At 52.7% G+C, this 19,243-nt stretch carries 25 protein-coding genes; 13 read left to right on the top strand and 12 right to left on the bottom strand.

Features of this window, described 5'->3' with window-relative positions; genetic code table 11:
- The first annotated feature begins 42 nt into the window (after positions 1-42).
- The 6 genes from lepB to QQL62_RS06710 are packed head-to-tail and all read left to right on the top strand — an operon-like array spanning position 43 to position 4,147.
- Positions 43-825, top strand: a complete 783-nt coding sequence (gene lepB, locus QQL62_RS06735) for a signal peptidase I (RefSeq protein ID WP_284377129.1) — start codon at positions 43-45, stop codon at positions 823-825.
- Positions 822-1,508 (top strand): ribonuclease III, encoded by a 687-nt coding sequence (gene rnc / locus QQL62_RS06730; protein ID WP_284377128.1) that lies wholly within the window; start codon positions 822-824, stop codon positions 1,506-1,508. The genes lepB and rnc overlap by 4 nt, the downstream gene beginning before the upstream one ends.
- A complete protein-coding gene (era, locus tag QQL62_RS06725) occupies positions 1,505-2,416 on the top strand; it encodes a GTPase Era (RefSeq protein ID WP_284377127.1) in 912 nt (303 codons plus the stop codon). Before rnc ends, era begins: the two co-directional genes overlap by 4 nt.
- Positions 2,413-2,745 (top strand): DUF1491 family protein, encoded by a 333-nt coding sequence (locus QQL62_RS06720; protein WP_284377126.1) that lies wholly within the window; start codon positions 2,413-2,415, stop codon positions 2,743-2,745. Before era ends, QQL62_RS06720 begins: the two co-directional genes overlap by 4 nt.
- An 8-nt stretch (positions 2,746-2,753) precedes the next feature.
- Positions 2,754-3,491 (top strand): DNA repair protein RecO, encoded by a 738-nt coding sequence (recO, locus tag QQL62_RS06715; RefSeq protein WP_284377125.1) that lies wholly within the window; start codon positions 2,754-2,756, stop codon positions 3,489-3,491.
- Entirely contained in the window at positions 3,482-4,147 is a 666-nt protein-coding gene (locus QQL62_RS06710; protein WP_284377124.1) for a DNA-3-methyladenine glycosylase I, read from the top strand. Before recO ends, QQL62_RS06710 begins: the two co-directional genes overlap by 10 nt.
- Here QQL62_RS06710 and QQL62_RS06705 read toward each other — a convergent pair whose 3' ends face one another.
- The 3 genes from QQL62_RS06705 to QQL62_RS06695 form a co-directional block, all read right to left on the bottom strand.
- Positions 4,148-5,152 carry a LacI family DNA-binding transcriptional regulator gene (locus QQL62_RS06705; protein WP_284377123.1) on the bottom strand — a complete coding sequence of 335 codons (1,005 nt, stop codon included), beginning with the start codon at positions 5,150-5,152 and terminating at the stop codon, positions 4,148-4,150.
- A gap of 50 nt (positions 5,153-5,202) precedes the next feature.
- On the bottom strand, positions 5,203-5,589 hold the full coding sequence (locus QQL62_RS06700) for an META domain-containing protein (RefSeq protein ID WP_284377122.1): 387 nt from the start codon (positions 5,587-5,589) through the stop codon (positions 5,203-5,205).
- Between the two features lie 73 nt (positions 5,590-5,662).
- Positions 5,663-7,267: a phosphoenolpyruvate carboxykinase gene (locus tag QQL62_RS06695; RefSeq protein WP_284377121.1), complete on the bottom strand. Its 1,605-nt coding sequence runs from the start codon at positions 7,265-7,267 to the stop codon at positions 5,663-5,665.
- A gap of 289 nt (positions 7,268-7,556) precedes the next feature.
- On the opposite strand from QQL62_RS06695, the gene QQL62_RS06690 reads away from it, so the two are divergent.
- The 7 genes from QQL62_RS06690 to QQL62_RS06660 are packed head-to-tail and all read left to right on the top strand — an operon-like array spanning position 7,557 to position 12,840.
- On the top strand, positions 7,557-8,261 hold the full coding sequence (locus QQL62_RS06690; protein ID WP_284377120.1) for a response regulator transcription factor: 705 nt from the start codon (positions 7,557-7,559) through the stop codon (positions 8,259-8,261).
- Positions 8,262-8,281: 20 nt separating this feature from the next.
- Positions 8,282-9,961 carry a sensor histidine kinase gene (locus QQL62_RS06685; protein ID WP_284377119.1) on the top strand — a complete coding sequence of 560 codons (1,680 nt, stop codon included), beginning with the start codon at positions 8,282-8,284 and terminating at the stop codon, positions 9,959-9,961.
- Positions 9,958-10,386 (top strand): HPr kinase/phosphorylase, encoded by a 429-nt coding sequence (locus QQL62_RS06680; RefSeq protein WP_284377118.1) that lies wholly within the window; start codon positions 9,958-9,960, stop codon positions 10,384-10,386. Before QQL62_RS06685 ends, QQL62_RS06680 begins: the two co-directional genes overlap by 4 nt.
- A 14-nt stretch (positions 10,387-10,400) precedes the next feature.
- Complete coding sequence (gene rapZ / locus QQL62_RS06675) at positions 10,401-11,300, top strand: RNase adapter RapZ (protein WP_284377117.1); 900 nt, start codon at positions 10,401-10,403, stop codon at positions 11,298-11,300.
- Positions 11,297-11,692, top strand: a complete 396-nt coding sequence (locus tag QQL62_RS06670; protein ID WP_284377116.1) for a PTS sugar transporter subunit IIA — start codon at positions 11,297-11,299, stop codon at positions 11,690-11,692. Before rapZ ends, QQL62_RS06670 begins: the two co-directional genes overlap by 4 nt.
- A gap of 15 nt (positions 11,693-11,707) precedes the next feature.
- On the top strand, positions 11,708-11,974 hold the full coding sequence (locus tag QQL62_RS06665) for an HPr family phosphocarrier protein (RefSeq protein ID WP_284377115.1): 267 nt from the start codon (positions 11,708-11,710) through the stop codon (positions 11,972-11,974).
- The gene (locus QQL62_RS06660; RefSeq protein WP_284377114.1) at positions 11,974-12,840 is read left to right on the top strand and encodes a lysophospholipid acyltransferase family protein; all 867 of its coding nucleotides are present in this window, start codon (positions 11,974-11,976) and stop codon (positions 12,838-12,840) included. The genes QQL62_RS06665 and QQL62_RS06660 overlap by 1 nt, the downstream gene beginning before the upstream one ends.
- 76 nt (positions 12,841-12,916) lie before the next feature.
- Here QQL62_RS06660 and QQL62_RS06655 read toward each other — a convergent pair whose 3' ends face one another.
- From QQL62_RS06655 to argB, 9 genes are all read right to left on the bottom strand, one after another.
- Positions 12,917-13,843: an electron transfer flavoprotein subunit alpha/FixB family protein gene (locus tag QQL62_RS06655; RefSeq protein WP_284377113.1), complete on the bottom strand. Its 927-nt coding sequence runs from the start codon at positions 13,841-13,843 to the stop codon at positions 12,917-12,919.
- A complete protein-coding gene (locus QQL62_RS06650; protein WP_284377112.1) occupies positions 13,843-14,604 on the bottom strand; it encodes an electron transfer flavoprotein subunit beta/FixA family protein in 762 nt (253 codons plus the stop codon). The genes QQL62_RS06655 and QQL62_RS06650 overlap by 1 nt, the downstream gene beginning before the upstream one ends.
- A 134-nt stretch (positions 14,605-14,738) precedes the next feature.
- On the bottom strand, positions 14,739-15,311 hold the full coding sequence (locus QQL62_RS06645) for a cob(I)yrinic acid a,c-diamide adenosyltransferase (RefSeq protein ID WP_284377205.1): 573 nt from the start codon (positions 15,309-15,311) through the stop codon (positions 14,739-14,741).
- Positions 15,311-15,514: a twin transmembrane helix small protein gene (locus QQL62_RS06640; protein ID WP_284377204.1), complete on the bottom strand. Its 204-nt coding sequence runs from the start codon at positions 15,512-15,514 to the stop codon at positions 15,311-15,313. Before QQL62_RS06640 ends, QQL62_RS06645 begins: the two co-directional genes overlap by 1 nt.
- Positions 15,515-15,531: 17 nt before the next feature.
- The gene (locus QQL62_RS06635) at positions 15,532-16,362 is read right to left on the bottom strand and encodes an SDR family NAD(P)-dependent oxidoreductase (RefSeq protein WP_284377111.1); all 831 of its coding nucleotides are present in this window, start codon (positions 16,360-16,362) and stop codon (positions 15,532-15,534) included.
- Between the two features lie 53 nt (positions 16,363-16,415).
- Positions 16,416-16,919: a SixA phosphatase family protein gene (locus QQL62_RS06630; protein ID WP_284377110.1), complete on the bottom strand. Its 504-nt coding sequence runs from the start codon at positions 16,917-16,919 to the stop codon at positions 16,416-16,418.
- Entirely contained in the window at positions 16,916-17,566 is a 651-nt protein-coding gene (locus QQL62_RS06625; protein ID WP_284377109.1) for a ferredoxin, read from the bottom strand. The genes QQL62_RS06630 and QQL62_RS06625 overlap by 4 nt, the downstream gene beginning before the upstream one ends.
- A complete protein-coding gene (locus QQL62_RS06620) occupies positions 17,563-18,354 on the bottom strand; it encodes a sterol desaturase family protein (RefSeq protein ID WP_348520657.1) in 792 nt (263 codons plus the stop codon). The genes QQL62_RS06625 and QQL62_RS06620 overlap by 4 nt, the downstream gene beginning before the upstream one ends.
- 10 nt (positions 18,355-18,364) lie before the next feature.
- Entirely contained in the window at positions 18,365-19,210 is an 846-nt protein-coding gene (gene argB, locus QQL62_RS06615; RefSeq protein WP_284377108.1) for an acetylglutamate kinase, read from the bottom strand.
- Positions 19,211-19,243: the final 33 nt, after the last annotated feature.

Genomic DNA, 19,243 nt, shown 5'->3' with positions numbered 1-19,243 from the left:
AGCTGTGCGTAAGAAAACCCCAAGCAAATCTAAGGAATTCCCATGGCCACTGCCAAAAAAGAAGACACGCTCGGCGAGAATATCAAGACCATCGTTTATGCATTATTGATTGCCGGTGTTGTGCGCACATTGTTTTTTCAGCCGTTTTGGATTCCCTCTGGCTCTATGAAGAACACGCTGTTGATTGGCGATTTTATGTTCGTCAATAAAATGGCCTATGGCTATTCGCGCCATTCTTGTCCGTGGTCTATCTGTCCAATTTCGGGGCGCATCTTCGGCGAAGAACCCGAGCGCGGCGATATCATCGTATTTAAGCACCCTGTCACCAATGTGGATTTCATCAAGCGCTTGGTGGGGTTGCCAGGGGATCGCGTGCAAATGCGCGAGGGTATTTTATACATCAATGATGTAGCCGCCCCCCAAGAGGATCAAGGCGTATTTGTCGAGGCCATGGCACAGCAAGGCCCCATGCGCCACACGCCGCGTTGTTCCAACCGCGTGGTGGGCGAGGGCGCTGATTGTGAAAAACAATTGGCCATAGAGACATTGCCCGGTGGTGTTGAGCATGCCGTTTTGAATATTGGTGACAGTTTCGCCGATAACACCCCCGCCTATACCGTGCCTGATGGCAAATATTTCTTTGTTGGGGATAATCGCGATAACTCAGGCGATAGCCGCATTCCCGTTAGCGCCAATGGCGTGGGCTTTGTGCCATTTGAAAATCTAATCGGGCGGGCGGATCGGGTGATATTTTCCTCCGCTGGTGCGCGGATTATGTATTTTTGGACATGGCGCAAGGATCGATTCTTTAAGGCATTGAAGTGAAACTTTCCAAGGACCTAGATCATTTTAGCACCCGTTTGGGGTATCGGTTTGCAGATCCTGATTTGCTGATCAAATCCATGACGCATTCGTCATTATCCTCGGCCACGCGCGAGGATAATCAGCGCCTAGAGTTTTTGGGAGACCGGGTTCTGGGTTTGGTGATTGCCAACGCATTGATCGATCATGATAGCGAGGCCCAAGAGGGGCAATTGGCCCCGCGGTTTAATTCCTTGGTACGCAAGGAGGCCTGTGCTGAGGTCGCCCAAGAGATTGGGCTGGGCGAGGTGCTAAAGCTGGGGCGTAGCGAGATGCTCTCTGGTGGTCGGCGCAAGCAGGCGATTTTGGGGGATGCCATGGAGGCCGTGATTGCCGCCGTTTATCTGGATGGCGGGTTTGATGCGGCGCGCGCAATGATCCTACGCCTGTGGGGCGCCCGGGTGGCGAATGCCGCCGATGATGCGCGCGATGCCAAAACCACATTGCAAGAATGGGCACAGGCGCGCAAGCTGCCCCCACCCCAATATATCGAGGTGGCCCGCAGCGGCCCTGACCACGCGCCTGTATTTAGTATTGAAGTTCGCCTAGAAACAGGGCAATCGGCACAGGCAAGCGCGCCCTCGAAACGCGCGGCCAGCCAAGAGGCGGCGGCACTCCTATTAAAAGAATTGGAAACGACATCATGAGCAACACCAAATGCGGCTTTGTAGCACTGATCGGTGAGCCGAATGCCGGTAAATCCACCCTGATGAACCGGATGGTGGGGGCCAAGGTGTCCATTGTAACCCACAAGGTACAGACCACGCGTGCGCGTATTCGCGGCATTGCCATGCAGGATAATGCGCAGATCGTTTTTGTGGATACTCCTGGCCTGTTTCGCACGCGTCGCAAGCTAGATCGCGCCATGGTGGCCGCCGCTTGGACGGGTGCGGCGGATGCCGATGCGGTGGTATTGCTGGTAGAGGCACACCGCGGTATTACCAAAGGCGTCGAGATGATCCTGGAGGGCCTAGAGCAACGTGACGCCCCCAAACAGCGCCTTGTGCTGGCGATCAATAAAATCGACAAGGTGAAATCCCAAGAGTTGTTAGCTTTGACCGAAGAGTTGAATAAGCGATTAGATTTCGAGGAGACCTTTATGATCTCTGCGGAAAAGGGCTACGGCGTACCTGTGCTGTTGGATTTCTTGGCGGCCAACCTACCCGATGGGCCGTATCTATACCCAGAGGATCAAATTGCCGATGTGCCCATGCGCATGATTGCGGCCGAGATGACCCGAGAAAAGCTGATGCTGCGCCTGCACCAAGAATTGCCCTATACCCTGACGGTCGAAACCGAAAAATGGGAAGAACGCAAGGATGGATCCGTGCGCATTGATCAGGTGATCTATGTGGCGCGCGAAGGCCACAAGGGCATTGCCCTTGGCCCCAAGGGCGAAACCATCAAAGGTGTGTCCATGGCATCACGCAAAGAGCTGAAGGAGATGATGGAGCGCGAAGTACATTTGTTCCTACAGGTGAAGGTGCGCCCGAATTGGGAAAACGAGGCCGAGCGCTATAGCGAGATGGGTCTGGATTTCAAAGACACCAAATGACCCCCAAGGTTACCAGCGATTTTTGGGTTGGGGCCTATCGGCGCCGGTTGGGCATGCTTAATATCCCCGTCTTTATTACCGCGCGCGGCGATGCCACCGCTGGGGCGATATTGATAAAGTTGAATACGCTAGATGGGAATGCGGAATTATTCCAACGCTCGTTTGATCTGGATGGTGCGCGCATTTGGGTCACCCTTGCACAAGGCAGTGATCGCGATATAGATGAGATGGTGCGCAAACAGCGCCAATTTGACCCTGATATATGGGTGATCGAGGTCGAAGACCGCGCAGGGCGACATTTGCTTGGCGACGAGGGCCTTAGCAGTTAGCATGCGGTATGGACTGGTCTGGTGAAGGGGTGATATTATCCGTGCGTAAACACGGGGAAACCTCTGCAATTATTGATGTATTTACCCCTGATCGTGGGCGTCATGCAGGCGTTGTGCGCGCAGGTGCCTCGCGCAAGATGGCCCCGATATTACAGCCCGGCACACAGGTGGCGGTGGAATGGCGCGCCCGCCTAGAAGAACATTTGGGATCATACCGAGTAGAGCCCCTGAAATCGCGGGCAAATGCTCTGCAGGATCGCCTGCGGTTGGCGGGGCTGACGGCTACATGCGCATTGGCCTGCTTTGCCTTCCCAGAGCGTATGGAATTGGCGGGGTTATATGCCCGAACCATTGATTTGATGGATCGAATTGATGGTACGGGTGCATGGGCGGATGCCTATGCGTTGTGGGAATTATCCGTGCTCGAAGATCTGGGTCATGGGTTGGATTTAAGTGCATGTGCCGCCAGTGGCGTGACCCAGGACTTGATCTATGTTAGCCCCCGTACTGGGCGTGCGGTTAGCCGCGCTGGCGGGGCTGAATGGGCGGATCGACTACTGCCGTTACCGGATTTTCTGCGCAACAGTTTTGCCGAAGATAATCGCATAGAGGTGTTGAATGCGCTAAAGACCACGGGACATTTCCTAGAGACTGCGCTTGCGCCAGCGCTGGGGAATAGGCCGCTGCCGGCCGCGCGCGATCGATTGATGAAACGATTAGAGAAGGATACTGTGTCATGCCAATAAGCAGTTTCGCCAGTATCGCGGCCCGCGCGAATGACAACAAGAACGGCGCGTTAGAGGCGCTATTAGCGGATAGCCCCCCCGCGCAGGATATTTCTGCGCTGACGGATGATCGGATCTTGTCAGAATTCAGCAAACGGGTTTTTCAGGCGGGGTTCAATTGGTCGGTGGTGGAAAACAAATGGCAGGGTTTTGAGGCGGCCTTTCATCAATTCGATCTCGGGCGCAATGCGATGATGAACGACGAGGATTTGGATCGGCATCTGAAAAACACTGATATCATCCGCCATGCCACCAAGATTTTGTCGGTACGTGACAATGCGATTTTTCTATCTGATTTGGCGCATACGCACGGATCGGCCGCGCGGTGTATTGCGGATTGGCCCAGTGAGGATTTGGTGGGCCTGTGGCAGATGATGAAGGCCCGAGGTGCGCGTTTGGGTGGGGTGACTGGGCAATATGCTCTGCGATTTATGGGCAAAGACACCTTTATCCTAAGCAGTGACGTGGTGCATGCGCTGACGTCTGCGGGGGTGATTGATGGGCCTGCCACATCAAAGCGCGCACAGGCGAAAATACAAGCCGCGTTTAACCAATGGGCTCAGGAGAGCGGCCAAAGCCTGACCCGTATTAGCAGAACATTGGCGTTTTCTGTTTGATTACAGGCTGTTGCCGGTGATGATCTTGGGGGATAGTTGTTGCACCCTAGGGGGGGATAAGGGAGGGGTGGCGTTGCGATCAATCACAATTTGCGCCGCCCGTCGGCCGATTTCGAAGCGCATGGAATCCATCGTGGCCAGATTAACGGGCAGGCCATCCAGCAGGTTAAGGTTGTTAAATCCGACCAATGCCAGATCATCGGGTACTGATAGCTTGTTCTCGATGCAATACATTAATGCGCCAACGGCGCTGACATCATTCGAGCAATAGATGCAGTCCATATTGGGGTTTTGCCGTATGAGGGCGTCGGTGTAGCGCTTGCCGTTTTCAATTGAGGAACCGGATGAATATAGTTTTTGATCGATCAGGGAGATTTCATCTTGTTCTAGGCGATCACGAAAGCCGTTTAACCGCTTGGTGGCGCGAAAGTCGCTCTCCATTTTCGTACCAATAAAGCCGATGTTACGGTAACCCTTTTGCAGGATTGTATCGGCCATATCATAGCCGGCTTGATAGTGCGAAATACCCACGCATGCATCGATGGCGGTACCATCGGTATCCATGATCTCGATCACGGGCGTATCCGTTGCGTGCAACATGCGCGCTGCGGTATCGGTGTGTTCTAGGCCAGCGATGATCAGGCCGCTGGGGCGCCATGACAGCATTTCGTTAATGACATCTTCTTCGGTTTTTAGATCGTAATTGGTCAGCCCAAAAACCGGCCGCAGATTGGTGTCCGCAAGGACGCTGGAAATACCATCTAGAACTTCGGAGAATACATAGCTTTTGACGCTGGGTATAACCACGCCGACCAGATCGACTTTGCTCGAGGCTAAAGAGCCGGCGATTTTGTTGCGTACATAGCCCAGCTGGTCTGCTGCCTCTTTTACACGCTTGCGGGTGCGATCAGATACATCACCAGCATTGCGTAATGCACGTGATGCGGTCATTTCGCTGACGCCGGCGGCTTCGGCTATGTCTCGGAGAGTTAGGCGTTTTGTCATAGGCTGACACTAGCCTTTCTAGCTGGTTTGTCACGCATCAAATCACGAATTTAGCGACGCTGGTAGATCAATTCCAGCCCATCATCATCGGATAGTATCAGCGTGTTGCCGGTGCTTTCGGCCATCGTGGCGCGGCTAAGGGCGGAAAAATAGCGGGTTTCTAAGGGCAGGTCTGGGCATGCGCGTTTGGTTGCAGCGATGGGGCCCAGCTGAAACCACGGCAGAGGCGCTGTTTGCTGGGCGTGATAGCTGTTGCAGGGGGCTTGCCCGCGCGCTTGACCCTTGGCTGGGAACTGAAGGGTGATTTGGGCGTGCACGGGTTGCTGATCCATTTGCCGCAAGACCCATATGGCATCTGCATCTACATAGCCAGAAATGGTTTCATCGGCCGCGCAGGCAGATAGGGGCAGGGCGCATAGAACAAGAAATTTATACATTGAGCTAGATTAGGGAAAATTTGGGCAAAATAAAACCCGCTCGGGGCGGGTTTTAGGAGATTCTGAGGTTGTTTTAGCAGGCTTTGATGGCCTGATCCAAAACATCTGCGCTAACGTGTTGTTCGTATTGCTCGAAATTATCCGAGAACATGGCAACCAAGCGCGCGGCAGCGGCATCATAGGCATCGCCACTGGCCCATGTCGCACGCGGGTTCAACAGTTGGGAATCAACCCCGGCGACGGCTGTTGGAACCTCGAACCCGAAATTCGCATCCTTGCGGAAATCAACACTGTTCAAAGATCCATTCAGCGCCGCCGTTAAGAGGGCGCGGGTTGCCTTGATGGGCATGCGCGATCCAGTGCCATATGCTCCGCCTGTCCAGCCGGTGTTTACCAACCAGCAGGTGGCGCCATTGGATGCGATTTTATCCCGCAGTAGCGCGCCATATACCTCTGGTCGGCGGGCCATGAACGGGGCTCCAAAGCAGGTCGAGAATGTCGATTGTGGTTCTGTAACGCCACGCTCTGTACCTGCCACCTTGGATGTGAAGCCAGACAAGAAGTGGTACATGGCCTGTGCTGGTGTTAGGCGCGAAATTGGGGGTAAAACACCAAAAGCATCACAGGTCAGCATGATGATGTTTTTAGGCGTGCCGCCAATGGCTGTTTCGGATGCGTTAGAGATGTAATCGAGGGGATATGCACAGCGCATGTTGGCGGTGATGCTATCGTCTTCAAAATCCAATTCTTTGGTGTAGGGGTCGTAGACCATATTTTCGATCACGGTGCCAAACTTGGATGTGGTTGCGAAAATTTCAGGCTCGGCCTCGGCAGATAGAGAAATGGTTTTGGCATAACAGCCGCCTTCGAAATTGAAGGTGGTGTTGTCTGACCAGCCGTGCTCGTCATCGCCTAATAGCGTGCGATTGGGATCGGCAGAAAGGGTGGTTTTACCAGTGCCAGATAGGCCAAAGAACACGGCCGTTTCGTCTGGGTTGCCAATTTCGTGGTTGGCAGAGCAATGCATTGGCATCACGCCTTTGGCGGGCAATAGGTAATTCATGATCGAGAAGATCGATTTTTTGTTTTCACCGGCATATTCGGTGCCGCAAATCAGGATCAGCTTTTGTTCGAAGGAAATGGCGATCACGACTTCGGAACGACAGCCATGTTTTTCAGGGTCTGCCTTGAATGATGGGCAATTTACGACTGTGAATTCGGGGGCGAATGTTTCAAGCTCGGCCTGTTCTGGGCGGCGCAACATGTGGCGAATAAACAGGTTATGCCATGCCAGCTCTGTGATCATGCGGGTGTTTAGGCGGTGTTCTGGGTCTGACCCTGCGAAAAGGTCTTGCACAAAATATTCGCGGCCAGACATATGTGCAAACATATCTGTTTTCAGTTGTTCGAACGCATCCATTTCAAGGGGGGGGTTGTTTTCCCACCATACGCTATCTTGAACCGATGGTTCGTTAACCACGAACTTATCTTTGGGGGAACGGCCTGAATATTCGCCAGTTTCAACCAATAATGCGCCCCCTTGTCCGAGATCGCTCTCGCCTCTTTTAAGGGATTCTTGAATAATTTGCGGCTCAAGTAGGTTATAATGGACTGCTTTTAGCCCAGTAATTCCCATTTTCTCGAGTTTTTCCGCGGGGTTAAAACGACCGAAATCCATTATGTGCTCCTTCATGATGCTTTCGTCTTGCTTTGGTAATCGAGCTATACCCAATGGTTTCTAGTGAGTCGACAGCTATAAATAGGGCGTATTGCCCCATCTACCGGTAGAAACGTTACAGAACAGTTACACAAACCAACTCGGTACTTGATTTGGGCGGGCCATAGGGTAGTGTTTTTAAATAAATAGGGAATATCATTATTTCTTAATCTCCTTTAAGGAGAGGTGGTAGATAATTCGTTCCTTCTATGGGGCGAAATTGGGTGAATATAGAAAGTTTTGCGGAATAATGGCGAAAATTGCACTGGTTGATGACGATCAAAATATCCTGACCTCGGTCTCTATGACATTAGAGGCAGAAGGATTTGATGTAGAAAAATACAATGACGGTCTAGAGGCCTGGACCGCGATTTCCAATGGCGCATTGCCTGATTTAGCGGTGTTTGACATAAAGATGCCGCGCATGGATGGGATGGATCTGCTAACGCGGGTGCGCCAGATATCGCAAATTCCCGTCATTTTTCTAACCTCAAAGGACGACGAGATTGACGAGGTGTTGGGGCTGCGAATGGGGGCAGACGATTATATCAAAAAACCGTTCTCTCAGCGCCTACTGGTTGAGCGCATAAAAGCGTTGCTACGCCGCGGTGCCGCTGATGATATTGAGGATACCGCTCGCGCCCCTGATGATGAATTGATTGAGCGTGGACGTCTGACAATGGATCCAATGCGCCATTCTGTTACTTGGTGTGGCAAGCCGGTCAATCTAACGGTTACAGAGTTTTTGCTGCTGCATGCATTGGCTGTGCGCCCTGGGTTTGTAAAAAGCCGCGATCAGTTGATGGATTTGGCGTATAATGATCAGGTTTATGTTGATGATCGTACTATTGACAGCCACATTAAGCGCCTGCGCAAGAAAATGCGCTCTGCTGACGAAGATTTTAGTGCAATAGAGACATTATATGGTATCGGATACCGATACACCGAGAGTTAACCTGCACGACTGGAAATCTGTTGGCCGAGAATGAAAAAGAGTTGCAATCCATAGATGGATGGGTTGGGAATCCCGATCTTATCGTCTCGGCAGGGGACAACAATCATAGCGGCGCTTTCCGAATATTTCGCAGCTTTAATCTGGTGCGTAGAATTTTCCTAACCAGTTTTATCGCTACGGGTCTGTTTCTGATTGGGGTTTTGTTTATTACCCAACCACAAAACAAGACCTTGAACCTGCTGCGCGGCTATATCGAGCAACAGGCGGATTTGCAAAAAAGTGTGATCGAATACGCCCTAAGGGTGATGCCCGAGGCCCGTGCGGCGGATATGAACACCAGCTTGCTACAGGCTATGGAGGGGTTGCCACAAAATTCAAGCGCGGGACTGGTATTGTATTCGGACGTTCTTGATAAAATCGGAGAGAAGGCGGCGCGACCATTTCAGAATGCATCACAGGTTTCGGAGGCTGAGGGGGCCATGTCTGGTACGCCTGAACTGTTGAGGATGCTGATCGAGGTGATGCAGGGTGATCGTCTGCCGATTGATGATGTGATGGAACCAGAGGAATTCAACACAGTTTTGCTAACATTGCTATCGCAGGGCAATCAAAAGGTGCAATCGGCGGTGTTGCGCGGTGATGACACGGTGTTGGGCGTTGCGCGCAGCATCTCTTTTGATGGGCAAGAGGTGGGCTATATTGTGCTGACCACGCCGCGTGGGTTGCTGAGCAGTATTTTGTCGGCGCGTACCCGCGGGATTTTTGCCTTCTTCGGGTTGTCATTGTTTGTGTCCTTTTGTTTTGCGGTGGTGTTGGCGCGCTCTATCACTGATCCGCTGAATGATCTGGCGCGTGCCGCCGAAATCGGCAAAACCGCAGAGCTGGGCCAAGAGGATGCGCGCAAGGTGCTGATCCCTGATTTGGCGGGACGTCATGATGTGGTTGGGCGTTTGGCGGCGGCCATGGGGGATATGACACAGGCGCTCTATAGCCGCATAGAAACCAACGAGAGCTTTGCCGCGGATGTGGCCCATGAGATTAAAAACCCGCTGGCTTCGATGCGATCGGCGGTCGAAACATTGCGTGTTGCGCGCGATGACACTGGGCGACGCAAGCTGTTGGATATTCTGGAAATGGATGTTCAGCGCCTCGATCGCTTGGTTTCTGATATATCCAATGCATCACGTCTGGATGCGGAATTGGTGAAAGAAGAGACCGAGGCCTTTGATTTGGGTAAGATGCTAAGTAACATCGTAGAATTTCACCGCATCGAGGCCAATAAAAACGGCGTTGATCTATTCTGGGAGGGCCCGACCCGACCGATCATGTTTGAAGGGTTGGAAGAGCGGCTGGCGCAGGTATTTGTGAATCTGGTGACCAATGCGGCGTCGTTCTGTGTGGAAAATGATGCCATTCGTGTATGGGCGCGGGTGCGGGGCAATCGCATTTTAGCGGTGGTCGAGGATACCGGACCGGGCATTCCCGAGGACAGCCTTGAGGATATTTTTCGCCGTTTTTATTCCCAGCGGCCGACAGATGATTTTGGCACGCATTCGGGGCTGGGTTTGGCGATATCCAAGCAGATTATCGAGGCCCATGGCGGTACGATATGGGCAGAGAATATCCGCAGTGGCCAAGAGGGCGGACAGAGCGAGGTTTTAGGCGCGCGCTTTGTGGTTGGCCTGCCTGCGTTCCTATGATCCTGACGCGCGGGCATATGCACGCTAGTGGTATTTGTTTTGGAAACTTTGGGGTTTTAATTTCTGGTGCCTCGGGGCAGGGAAAATCTCATTTGGCGCTGGCCTGTATGGGCGTCGGTGCGGGGCTGATTTGCGACGATATGGTCGAGATAGATTCGCACGGCACGGACATAATGATCTCGCCCCCTCAAACCGCAATCGCCAAGATCGAGGTACGCGGCGTGGGATTGATAGATGCTAGATTGTCTGGGCCTCGGCCATTGCAATTGGTGGTGGATTTGGATCAGGAAGAACCTGAGCGGCTACCCAAAAAGCATCACGCAGTGTTCAAACAATTGAGAGTTCGCTTGATTCACGCTAAAAATATCCCACACTTACACTATGTAATAAAACAGCTAGCGATAGGCGGCACTCCACAGGGATAGTAACAGGCTTCAGAATGAATACCCAACCCTCTACTGTTGTTTTGATCACCGGCCCCTCGGGGGCGGGGCGCAGTACTGCGGTGAACAGTTTCGAGGATTTGGGGTTTGAAACCATCGAGAATTTACCGATTTCATTGATGCCCCGATTGGTTAAGGGGCCGATATTACAACGTGGTTTGGTTTTATCGGTGGATATGCGCACCCGCGATTTTAGTGTCCGCGGGGTGCTGGAGCTGTTAGAAACCCTATCCGCGCGCGAAGATGTAGAGGTATCCTTGTTCTATATTGATTGTGGCGAAGAGGTTTTGCTGCGCCGCTATAGCGAGACGCGTCGCAGACATCCATCGGCCCCCGATGGCGCCCCGAGCGACGGCATTACCCGCGAGAAAGATTTGTTACAGCGCCTAAAGAGGCGCGCCAATGTGCATTTGGATACATCAGAAATGAGCCCACATGATTTGAAAGAAGAGGTGGGCAAGCTGTTTGGTGGTGTGCTGAGCAAGGGTTTGGCGGTGAATGTGCATTCCTTTTCTTACAAACGCGGTGTGCCGCGCGGTGTTGATATGGTTTTGGATTGCCGGTTTCTGCGCAACCCGTACTGGAGCCCTGATTTGCGCGATCTAACAGGCATGGATTCGTTGGTTCGTGCCTATGTCCAGGAAGACACGCGGTATTTACCATTTTTCAATAAATTGTTGGAAATGGCGCAGATGTTATTGCCAGCTTATCGCGAAGAGGGTAAGGCACATTTCACAATCGGTCTGGGCTGTACGGGTGGTCGGCATCGTTCCGTTTGTGTTACACAAGAATTAGCAACACAGCTGTCTGACCTGGGGTGGCAAATTTCGGTGCGTCATCGTGAACTAGAGCGCCGTGCAGACATAGCTAAAGATGCAGGAGTAGGTTTGCTTTGATAGGTATTGTGATAGTCGGACATGGCCGATTGGCGCAGGAATATTTAGCGGCAATTGAGCACGTAATGGGCCCCCAGCGTGGCATCGTTGCTGTGCCAATCGCGGCGGAATGCGACCGAAGCTCTAAGCAAGAAGAGATCTGCAGAATCGCCAACGAGGTCGACCAAGGGGATGGCGTGATCGTTGTGACCGATATGTTCGGTGGTTCGCCCTCTAATCTGTCCATGAAGGCCTGTATGCCCAGCCAGCGACGCATTTTATATGGCGCCAACCTTCCGATGTTGATAAAGCTGGCGAAATCGCGAGGTCTGAGCGTTGAGAAAGCCTTACAGGCAAGCATGGACGCGGGGCGCAAGTACATTAATTGTTGCCAGGGCACCGCTGGAATATAGAGAATAGAGGTTTCAGTGAAACAAACCCTGACTATAATCAACGAAAAGGGCCTGCATGCCCGCGCCTCAGCAAAATTTGTAGCCACAGTTGAAGAGCATGATGCACAGGCTATTGTGATCAAGGATGGGCTGGATGTCTCCGGTGACAGTATTATGGGGCTGATGATGTTGGCGGCCTCAAAGGGCTGTGATATAGAGGTGGAAACATCGGGTGCCCAAGCAGAGCAGCTGGGGATTGCGATTAAAGAGTTGGTTGAAGGCTACTTTGGTGAGGGAAAGTAATGGTAGAGCAAAACCAAAACCCAAAGGATTTTGATCCGAACAAGCTATATGATCGATCTGATCTTACTTATGCGAACTCCTTTCCACAATTTTACAAACGCTGGTTTATTTCGATCGTCGAAGCGCTAACCGCGCGCTATTATCTGCTGTACAAAATGCGCAAATGGGAGCGCAATCCAAACAAGGATCCTGATTTCTGGGTCTCTGTATTGGAAGAGATGAACATCAAGTTGACCACGTCCAAAGAGGATATTGCGCGTATTCCCGCAGAGGGGCCGTTGGTGATTGTTTCCAATCATCCCCATGGGTTGATTGATGGCATCGTGATGGCACATTTGATCAGCCATGTGCGTGATGATTACCAGATCCTGACCCGTGCATTGTTGGTGGGGGTCACACGGGTAGAGAAATATTTGCTGCCGGTGAGTTTCCCACATGAGGAAGACAGCGTTCGAAAAAACATCAAGATGCGCCAAGCGGCGGTTCAGGCGCTAAAGGATCAGCATTGCATCGCCCTGTTCCCTGCGGGCACTGTTTCTACATCGCCGACATTTTTTGGCGAGCCGGAAGAGCGTGAATGGGCGACCTTCACCTCAAAAATGATCCGTCAATCCGGCGCGCGGGTTCTACCGATCTATTTTACAGGGTCTAACACACGGCTGTTTCACATAGCGAACAAGCTGGGCGACACATTGCGCCAAAGTCTACTTTTGTATGAAATCCGCGCAGCATTTAACAAAAACCAAAGCCCTGTGATCGGGGAATTGATTGATCCAGAGGCGTTAAAGCCCTTTGAGAAAGATTCCAAGGGTATGATGGCATTTTTGCGCGAAGAGACACTAAAGTTGAAGCCAAGCAAGAAATAGCGTCATTGTCATACGCGGCCCGTAGGCCACAAAAAAGGCCCCCGCAAATGCGAGGGCCTTTTGGTATTTCAGGGGCTTATAGTGCGTCTGTTAGGGCGGGAACCGCGTCGAACAGGTCTGCAACCAAACCATAATCAGCCACTTGGAAAATCGGGGCTTCTTCGTCTTTGTTGATAGCCACGATTACTTTGGAATCTTTCATACCTGCAAGGTGCTGAATTGCACCAGAGATACCACAGGCGATATAGAGATCGGGTGCAACCACCTTACCTGTTTGTCCAACTTGCCAATCATTGGGGGCATAGCCAGAATCCACAGCTGCGCGCGATGCACCAACCGCTGCATTTAGCTTGTCTGCCAAGGCCTCGATGATCTTGAAGTCTTCCTCAGATCCAACACCACGACCGCCAGATACCACCACCTTTGCGCTGGTCAGGTCTGGGCGATCTGATTCTTGCACCTTGTCCTCAACCCATTCCGATAGGCCAGGGTTTGCAACAGCGGCAATATTTTCCACAGCAGCAGAACCTGTTTCGCCAGCACCATCAAATCCTGCGGTACGGATAGAAACAACCTTCTTTGCATCGGATGATTTAACGGTTTGGATCGCGTTGCCTGCATAGATTGGGCGCTCGAATGTATCGCCATCAACTACGGCGGTGACATCAGAAATCACCATCACATCCAGCAATGCCGCAACGCGGGGAAGGATGTTTTTGGCAGAAGAGGTAGCCGGGGCCACAATGTGATCATAGTCGCCCGCAAGCGATGCGATCAAATCAGCCACAGGCTCGGCTAGGCCATTGCCATAGGCCGCATCGTCGGCACAGATTACGCGCGCAACACCATCAAGCGTGGCCGCCGTGGCCGCCGCATCACCACAGCCAGCAGAGGCGCATAGCACGGTTACATCACCCAGTGATGCAACGGCTGTTAGGGCCTTGGCGGTTTGGTCAACAGAAATGTCAGCGCCGTTAACTTCGGCAAGTAGAAGAACAGCCATTATATCACCCCTGCTTCGTCTTTAAGTTTGGCAACCAATTCGGCCACGTCGGATACGATCACACCTGCAGCGCGTTCGGCTGGCTCTGATGTTTTCACAATTTCAAGGCGTGGTGTTACATCGACACCTAGATCAGCGGCGGTTTTCTCGTCCAGCGGCTTTTTCTTGGCCTTCATGATATTGGGAAGAGATGCGTAGCGCGGCTCGTTCAGGCGTAGATCAACAGAGATGATCGCAGGCAACTTCACCTTGATGGTTTGCAAGCCGCCGTCCACTTCGCGTGTGACTGTGGCGCTATCGCTCTCAAGGGCAACCTCGGATGCATATGTGGCCTGTGACCAGCCCAGCAATGCAGATAGCATTTGGCCGGTGGCGTTCATATCGTTGTCGATGGCTTGTTTACCGCAAAGAACCAATTCTGGTTTTTCCTCGTCGATCACAGCCTTTAGCAATTTTGCAACGGCCAGAGGTTCGATATCGTTGTGCACATCCTCGGATGCGACGATCAGGATCGCGCGATCTGCACCCATGGCCAAGGCGGTGCGCAATGTTTCCTGGGATTGCTTAACACCGATAGAAACCGCAACGATCTCTTCTACTTTTCCAGCCTCTTTCAGGCGAATCGCCTCTTCGACGGCTATTTCGTCGAATGGGTTCATAGACATTTTTACATTGGCGAGATCAACACCGCTTCCGTCCGCTTTTACACGTACCTTTACGTTATAATCGATCACGCGTTTGACGGGTACAATAACCTTCACTGCGTTTCTCCTCTAAGAGCCCAAGGTTTTGGGCGGAACATACTGTGATTGGTTTAAACAATGTGTTTCGCACAGAAAAGTGCAAAATAACCAGTCAACTGTCGGAAAACGTCGCGTAAGTGCGATAGTGTTCATTAACGGTTCGCACCGGGCACCCACAACACGTCTGAGGCGCCTTTTTCGTTCGCCCAGCGGCTGGCAACGAAAAACCAATCGGATAAACGGTTCAAATATTGAATAACCGCGGGGTTTATATCCTCGGATTCCGCTAATTCTACCGCCAAACGTTCCGCACGGCGCGAAACAGTGCGACATAGGTGCAAATGTGCCGCCACTGGGGTGCCTCCGGGTAGGATAAAACTGCTTAGGGGGGCCAGTTCGGTGTTCATCTCGTCGATTTCGGCCTCTAGGCGTGCGACCTGTGCGTCATTTGCGCGCAACGGTTGGTACTCGGCATCCTTGTCGCGGGCCATATCGGGGCGGCAGAGGTCTGCGCCCAGATCAAATAGGTCATTTTGGATGCGTGCCAATGCTACATCCATATCGCCCGTGGCGTGTAGGCGGGCAAGGCCGACGCAAGAATTGGTTTCATCGACGGTGCCATAAGCATTGACCCGTGGATCATGTTTGGCAACACGCGCGCCATTTCCCAATGCGGTTTTGCCGCTGTCGCCCTTGCGGGTATATATTTTGTCTAGGCGAACCATCAACTGCCACCCCGTAGTGCGATAAAGATTAGAATCAGAACCACCGCAACCGCCTGCATGACGATGCGCAAGCGCATCAGCTTATTGGCATATTTGCGGTTAAACTCGCCACCAGTCATAAAGCCTAACAGCCCGATGGTGAGCACCACCACAACGGCCAAAAGCGCAAGCAAAACAAGAATATAGAGAGGGTCAAACATCAGGTGGCCTTTGGTTTAGGTTACATCCGCCCCAGTACGCGATCAAGCGCGCGGGTGCTGAGCAATCGTTTCATAATCCCTACCATATAGGTTGGCACGGTGACATAGTAGCGCGGCTTTGGTCGATTGGACGTCAACGCATGGATCAGCTTTTTGGTCACGGCGCTGGCGGGCAATTCGCCGAAATCTGGGGTGGTGTTGGTGGCGTAGAGGCGCGGTATCAATTGTTTTTCGTAGAAAAGGCGTCCCTGTGATTTTTCCCAATCGATCCATTTTTCAAAATGCGGTTGGGCCTTGGTGCGGATATCGGTGGTGATGGGCCCGGGTTCTATCAGGCAAATGTGGATGGGGGTTTTCCTAAGCTCTAGGCGCAGGGTATCGGTCAGGCCCTCCATGGCGAACTTGGTGGAATTATAGGCGCCGCGGGCGCGCAATGCCCCAAGCCCTAGCACCGACGAACAGTTTATGATCCGCCCATGGCCTTGTTTGAACATCACGGGCAGGACTTGGTTTATCAGGTCAAAATAGCCAAACAGGTTTACCTCGAATATTGCACGCAATGCATCTCGGGGGTAATCCTGAACCAGCCCAGGCTGCGCAAAGGCACCGTTGTTATACAGTGCATCGAGCGTGCCGCCAGTTTGATCCAACACCTGTGCAAGGGCCTGTTTGATCGAGGCCTCATCAGCATAATCTAATACCAAGCTGTTTAGCCCCTCGGTGCGCAGGCGGTCGCAATCAACCTGTTGTCGGCAGGTGGCAAAGACCTGCCAACCCTGTTTGTGCAATGTATGTGCGGCATCATAGCCGATGCCAGACGAACAGCCTGTGATCAAGATCGATTGTGGCATGGGGCCCCTGTGAATTAGTATTCTATGGTCATAGCCCGATTTGTGGCGCGGTGCTAGGCCATATGATCTTTGGGTACGGTAAAGCCTAATACGGTGCCGCTATGGGGTGTCAAATCGGCCCAATTGGCGATCTCGAATTCCAGTATTACAGTCGCTGCCGCTGGGTAGCTGGCGAATTTATGGTGGTTTGGCGGGGTTTTACACAGTTGGCTGGCGGCCTCGGCGATGCCTGGATTATGGGCCAATAGCATGACGCAATCTCCAGAGGCAGATTTTAGTTGTGCGCTGATCTGATCGGCGCTGGCATTATAGAGGTTGCGAAGATAATTCGCCTCGATATCTGTATTCAGATCTGCCTCAAGATAAGACCATGTCTCTACGCATCTGGTGGCATCCGAGCATAGAACCTGCTTGGGCAGGGTCGCTTGGTCAATTAGCCAGCGCGCTATAATCCCACAGGCGGATCGTCCAGCGGGATTCAGGGTGCGCTCGTGATCCGAAGCGTTCAGGTTGTTCCAATCTGATTTGGCATGTCTGGTCAGTATCAATTTTTTCATGTGTTCTCCTTGAATGGGATCATATGTAACAGATTGTGACCCTTGGGGCGAGACTTGGGTTTGGAGATCGGGCAGGCCCTACGCGCAAGGCACCCACCCTCGAGACAGGTTTGGCCCTCGGGGCTGTGCAGGTATGTTCGACACCGCGCCACGTCATAGCCGCCCTGCGCAAAGGCATCCACAGGGCAGGCGCTGGTGCAGGGCTGGGCGTCGCAGGTGCCACAGGGGCTGGCGCTGGGTGGTGTAGGCAGGGGCAGGGGGTGATCCAGCAACAGGGCACCGCGATAAGAAACCATTAGCCCCTGATTGTCGTGCACCAACATACCAATGGGCGAAGGCCAGGCCCGTTGGCTTTCTATGGCCCAACTTAGAAAGGGCGCATAGGGTGGCCCTCCGAAGGGGAATTGTGGTGTGGCGTTAAATTCCTGTGCTATGGCGGTAATGATGCGCATAGACCAGCGATCCAGAGGGTTATCTTTGCGGTCATTATATTCTGGCGAGGTGCTAAAAATATCCCAGAACCCTTGAGATGGCCCCAGTAAAATAAGGGTTTTTGCCGCGATGTTATCTGAAATTTCGGGATGGAAGGCCCCGTTGATCACCAGCCCCTGCGCCAGGGCCACGGTGTTTATCTGCGACAGGGTCATTTTTTATGAAAGGGCAGGCCAAGCACCCATTTCAGGCGGCTGGGCCGGTCATCCTGCCAGTGCAGGCCAATGCGCATATCGCGCACCCCATTGCGCGGTCTGGCGGTATAGGTGCCAAATAGCCGATCCCAGATCGACAGCCCAAAGCCATAATTGCTGTCGTGTTCTGCGCGGTCTGTTGAATGATGCACCAGATGCATATCTGGGGTCACGATAAACAGGCGCAGAATCGCATCAACCCGAGGCGGCAATTTGATATTGGCGTGGTTGAACATGGCCAAACCGTTCAACAATGCCTCGAATGTTAGCACCGCCAAGGCGGCAGGACCCAGCGCATAAATCAGCCCGATTTTCAAGGCCATCGATAGCGCGATTTCTACGGGATGGAAGCGCACAGCCGTGGTCACATCCATATCGCGATCCGCATGGTGCACGCGGTGCAGGCGCCACAACAGTGGGATTTTATGGGTGATCAGATGTTGCGCCCAGATCGAGAAATCCAGCGCGATGAGTGCGATCATAAATTCCACAGCATAGGGCAAAGAGAGGTGGTTTAGCAGACCAAAACCATGCGCCCCAGCATCAAGCGCGGCCCCCACTGCCATCACAGGCAGAAGTGCGCCCATGATCCACAGGGTGACAACATTCAAGAAGGCTACGGAAATATTGGTGCGCCAGCGTGATGTGCGCGGTAGTGCGCGCGCGCGTTGTGGCACCATATATTCCGCCGCAATCAACAGGGCCAATAGCCCCAAGAAAATCGCCAGTCGTAGTGTTGCGTCGTTCATTATCCCGCCTTTAGGCGCGGATCATTGATCCTGCGCCGTGGTCTGTAAACAATTCCAACAAACATGCATTATCCGCGCGCCCATCCAAAATCACAACTGCGCGAACGCCGTTGCTTATGGCATCTAGGGCGGTTTGGGTTTTGGGGATCATGCCGCCTGAAATGACTCCGCTTTGGGTCATTGCATGTACCTGCTCAGCCGAGAGGTTGGTCAAAACATCGCCTTCGCCATCCTTTACACCCGCTACATCCGTTAGCAACAACAGGCGATCTGCATCCAATCCGCCCGCGATTGCCCCTGCGGCGGTATCACCATTTACGTTAAAGGTCTGACCCTGTTCCCCCGCGCCTAAGGGGGCTATCACCGGGATGAACCCGCCATCCAGCATGGCCGTTATAACACCTGCGTTAACCTTCTTGGGGGCACCTACCAGTCCCAACCCGCCTTCGGCCTGATCACAGACTAACAGCTTAGCATCCTTGCCCGATAGGCCCACCGCGCGCCCGCCCTGATCATTGATAGCCTGAACGATGGTTTTATTCACGGTACCAGACAGCACCATTTCAACCACCTCTACCGTTTCCGGGGTTGATATCCGCTTGCCGTCTTTGAATTCTGTTGGGATTTCCAGCTTTTCCAGCATGGCATTAATCATGGGCCCGCCGCCGTGCACGATCACTGGCTTTAGATTACACTGGTGCATCATCACAATATCACGCGCAAAACTAGCCATAGCATCGGGGGATGACATGGCATGCCCGCCCAATTTGATCACGATGATCGATCCATCGTGGCGCTGAATATGAGGCAGGGCCTCAGACAGCATGCGAGCGGTGGCGATAGAGTCGCGTTTCATTGCTTGTGATTTCTCCATTTGCGCGGCCATTTG

The sequence above is a fragment of the Amylibacter marinus genome (assembly GCF_030160015.1).
Lineage (GTDB): Bacteria > Pseudomonadota > Alphaproteobacteria > Rhodobacterales > Rhodobacteraceae > Amylibacter > Amylibacter marinus.
Note: the sequence above shows the minus strand (reverse complement) of the source record. Positions and strands in the feature narration are given on the sequence as shown.

Coding starts and splice junctions, on each gene's coding strand:
- lepB (WP_284377129.1), top strand. CDS start 43: ATGGCCACTGCCAAAAAAGAAGACACGCTCGGCGAGAATATCAAGACC.
- era (WP_284377127.1), top strand. CDS start 1,505: ATGAGCAACACCAAATGCGGCTTTGTAGCACTGATCGGTGAGCCGAAT.
- QQL62_RS06720 (WP_284377126.1), top strand. CDS start 2,413: ATGACCCCCAAGGTTACCAGCGATTTTTGGGTTGGGGCCTATCGGCGC.
- recO (WP_284377125.1), top strand. CDS start 2,754: ATGGACTGGTCTGGTGAAGGGGTGATATTATCCGTGCGTAAACACGGG.
- QQL62_RS06710 (WP_284377124.1), top strand. CDS start 3,482: ATGCCAATAAGCAGTTTCGCCAGTATCGCGGCCCGCGCGAATGACAAC.
- QQL62_RS06705 (WP_284377123.1), bottom strand. CDS start 5,152: ATGACAAAACGCCTAACTCTCCGAGACATAGCCGAAGCCGCCGGCGTC.
- QQL62_RS06700 (WP_284377122.1), bottom strand. CDS start 5,589: ATGTATAAATTTCTTGTTCTATGCGCCCTGCCCCTATCTGCCTGCGCG.
- QQL62_RS06695 (WP_284377121.1), bottom strand. CDS start 7,267: ATGGATTTCGGTCGTTTTAACCCCGCGGAAAAACTCGAGAAAATGGGA.
- QQL62_RS06690 (WP_284377120.1), top strand. CDS start 7,557: ATGGCGAAAATTGCACTGGTTGATGACGATCAAAATATCCTGACCTCG.
- QQL62_RS06680 (WP_284377118.1), top strand. CDS start 9,958: ATGATCCTGACGCGCGGGCATATGCACGCTAGTGGTATTTGTTTTGGA.
- rapZ (WP_284377117.1), top strand. CDS start 10,401: ATGAATACCCAACCCTCTACTGTTGTTTTGATCACCGGCCCCTCGGGG.
- QQL62_RS06660 (WP_284377114.1), top strand. CDS start 11,974: ATGGTAGAGCAAAACCAAAACCCAAAGGATTTTGATCCGAACAAGCTA.
- QQL62_RS06655 (WP_284377113.1), bottom strand. CDS start 13,843: ATGGCTGTTCTTCTACTTGCCGAAGTTAACGGCGCTGACATTTCTGTT.
- QQL62_RS06645 (WP_284377205.1), bottom strand. CDS start 15,311: ATGGTTCGCCTAGACAAAATATATACCCGCAAGGGCGACAGCGGCAAA.
- QQL62_RS06635 (WP_284377111.1), bottom strand. CDS start 16,362: ATGCCACAATCGATCTTGATCACAGGCTGTTCGTCTGGCATCGGCTAT.
- QQL62_RS06630 (WP_284377110.1), bottom strand. CDS start 16,919: ATGAAAAAATTGATACTGACCAGACATGCCAAATCAGATTGGAACAAC.
- QQL62_RS06625 (WP_284377109.1), bottom strand. CDS start 17,566: ATGACCCTGTCGCAGATAAACACCGTGGCCCTGGCGCAGGGGCTGGTG.
- QQL62_RS06620 (WP_348520657.1), bottom strand. CDS start 18,354: ATGAACGACGCAACACTACGACTGGCGATTTTCTTGGGGCTATTGGCC.
- argB (WP_284377108.1), bottom strand. CDS start 19,210: ATGAAACGCGACTCTATCGCCACCGCTCGCATGCTGTCTGAGGCCCTG.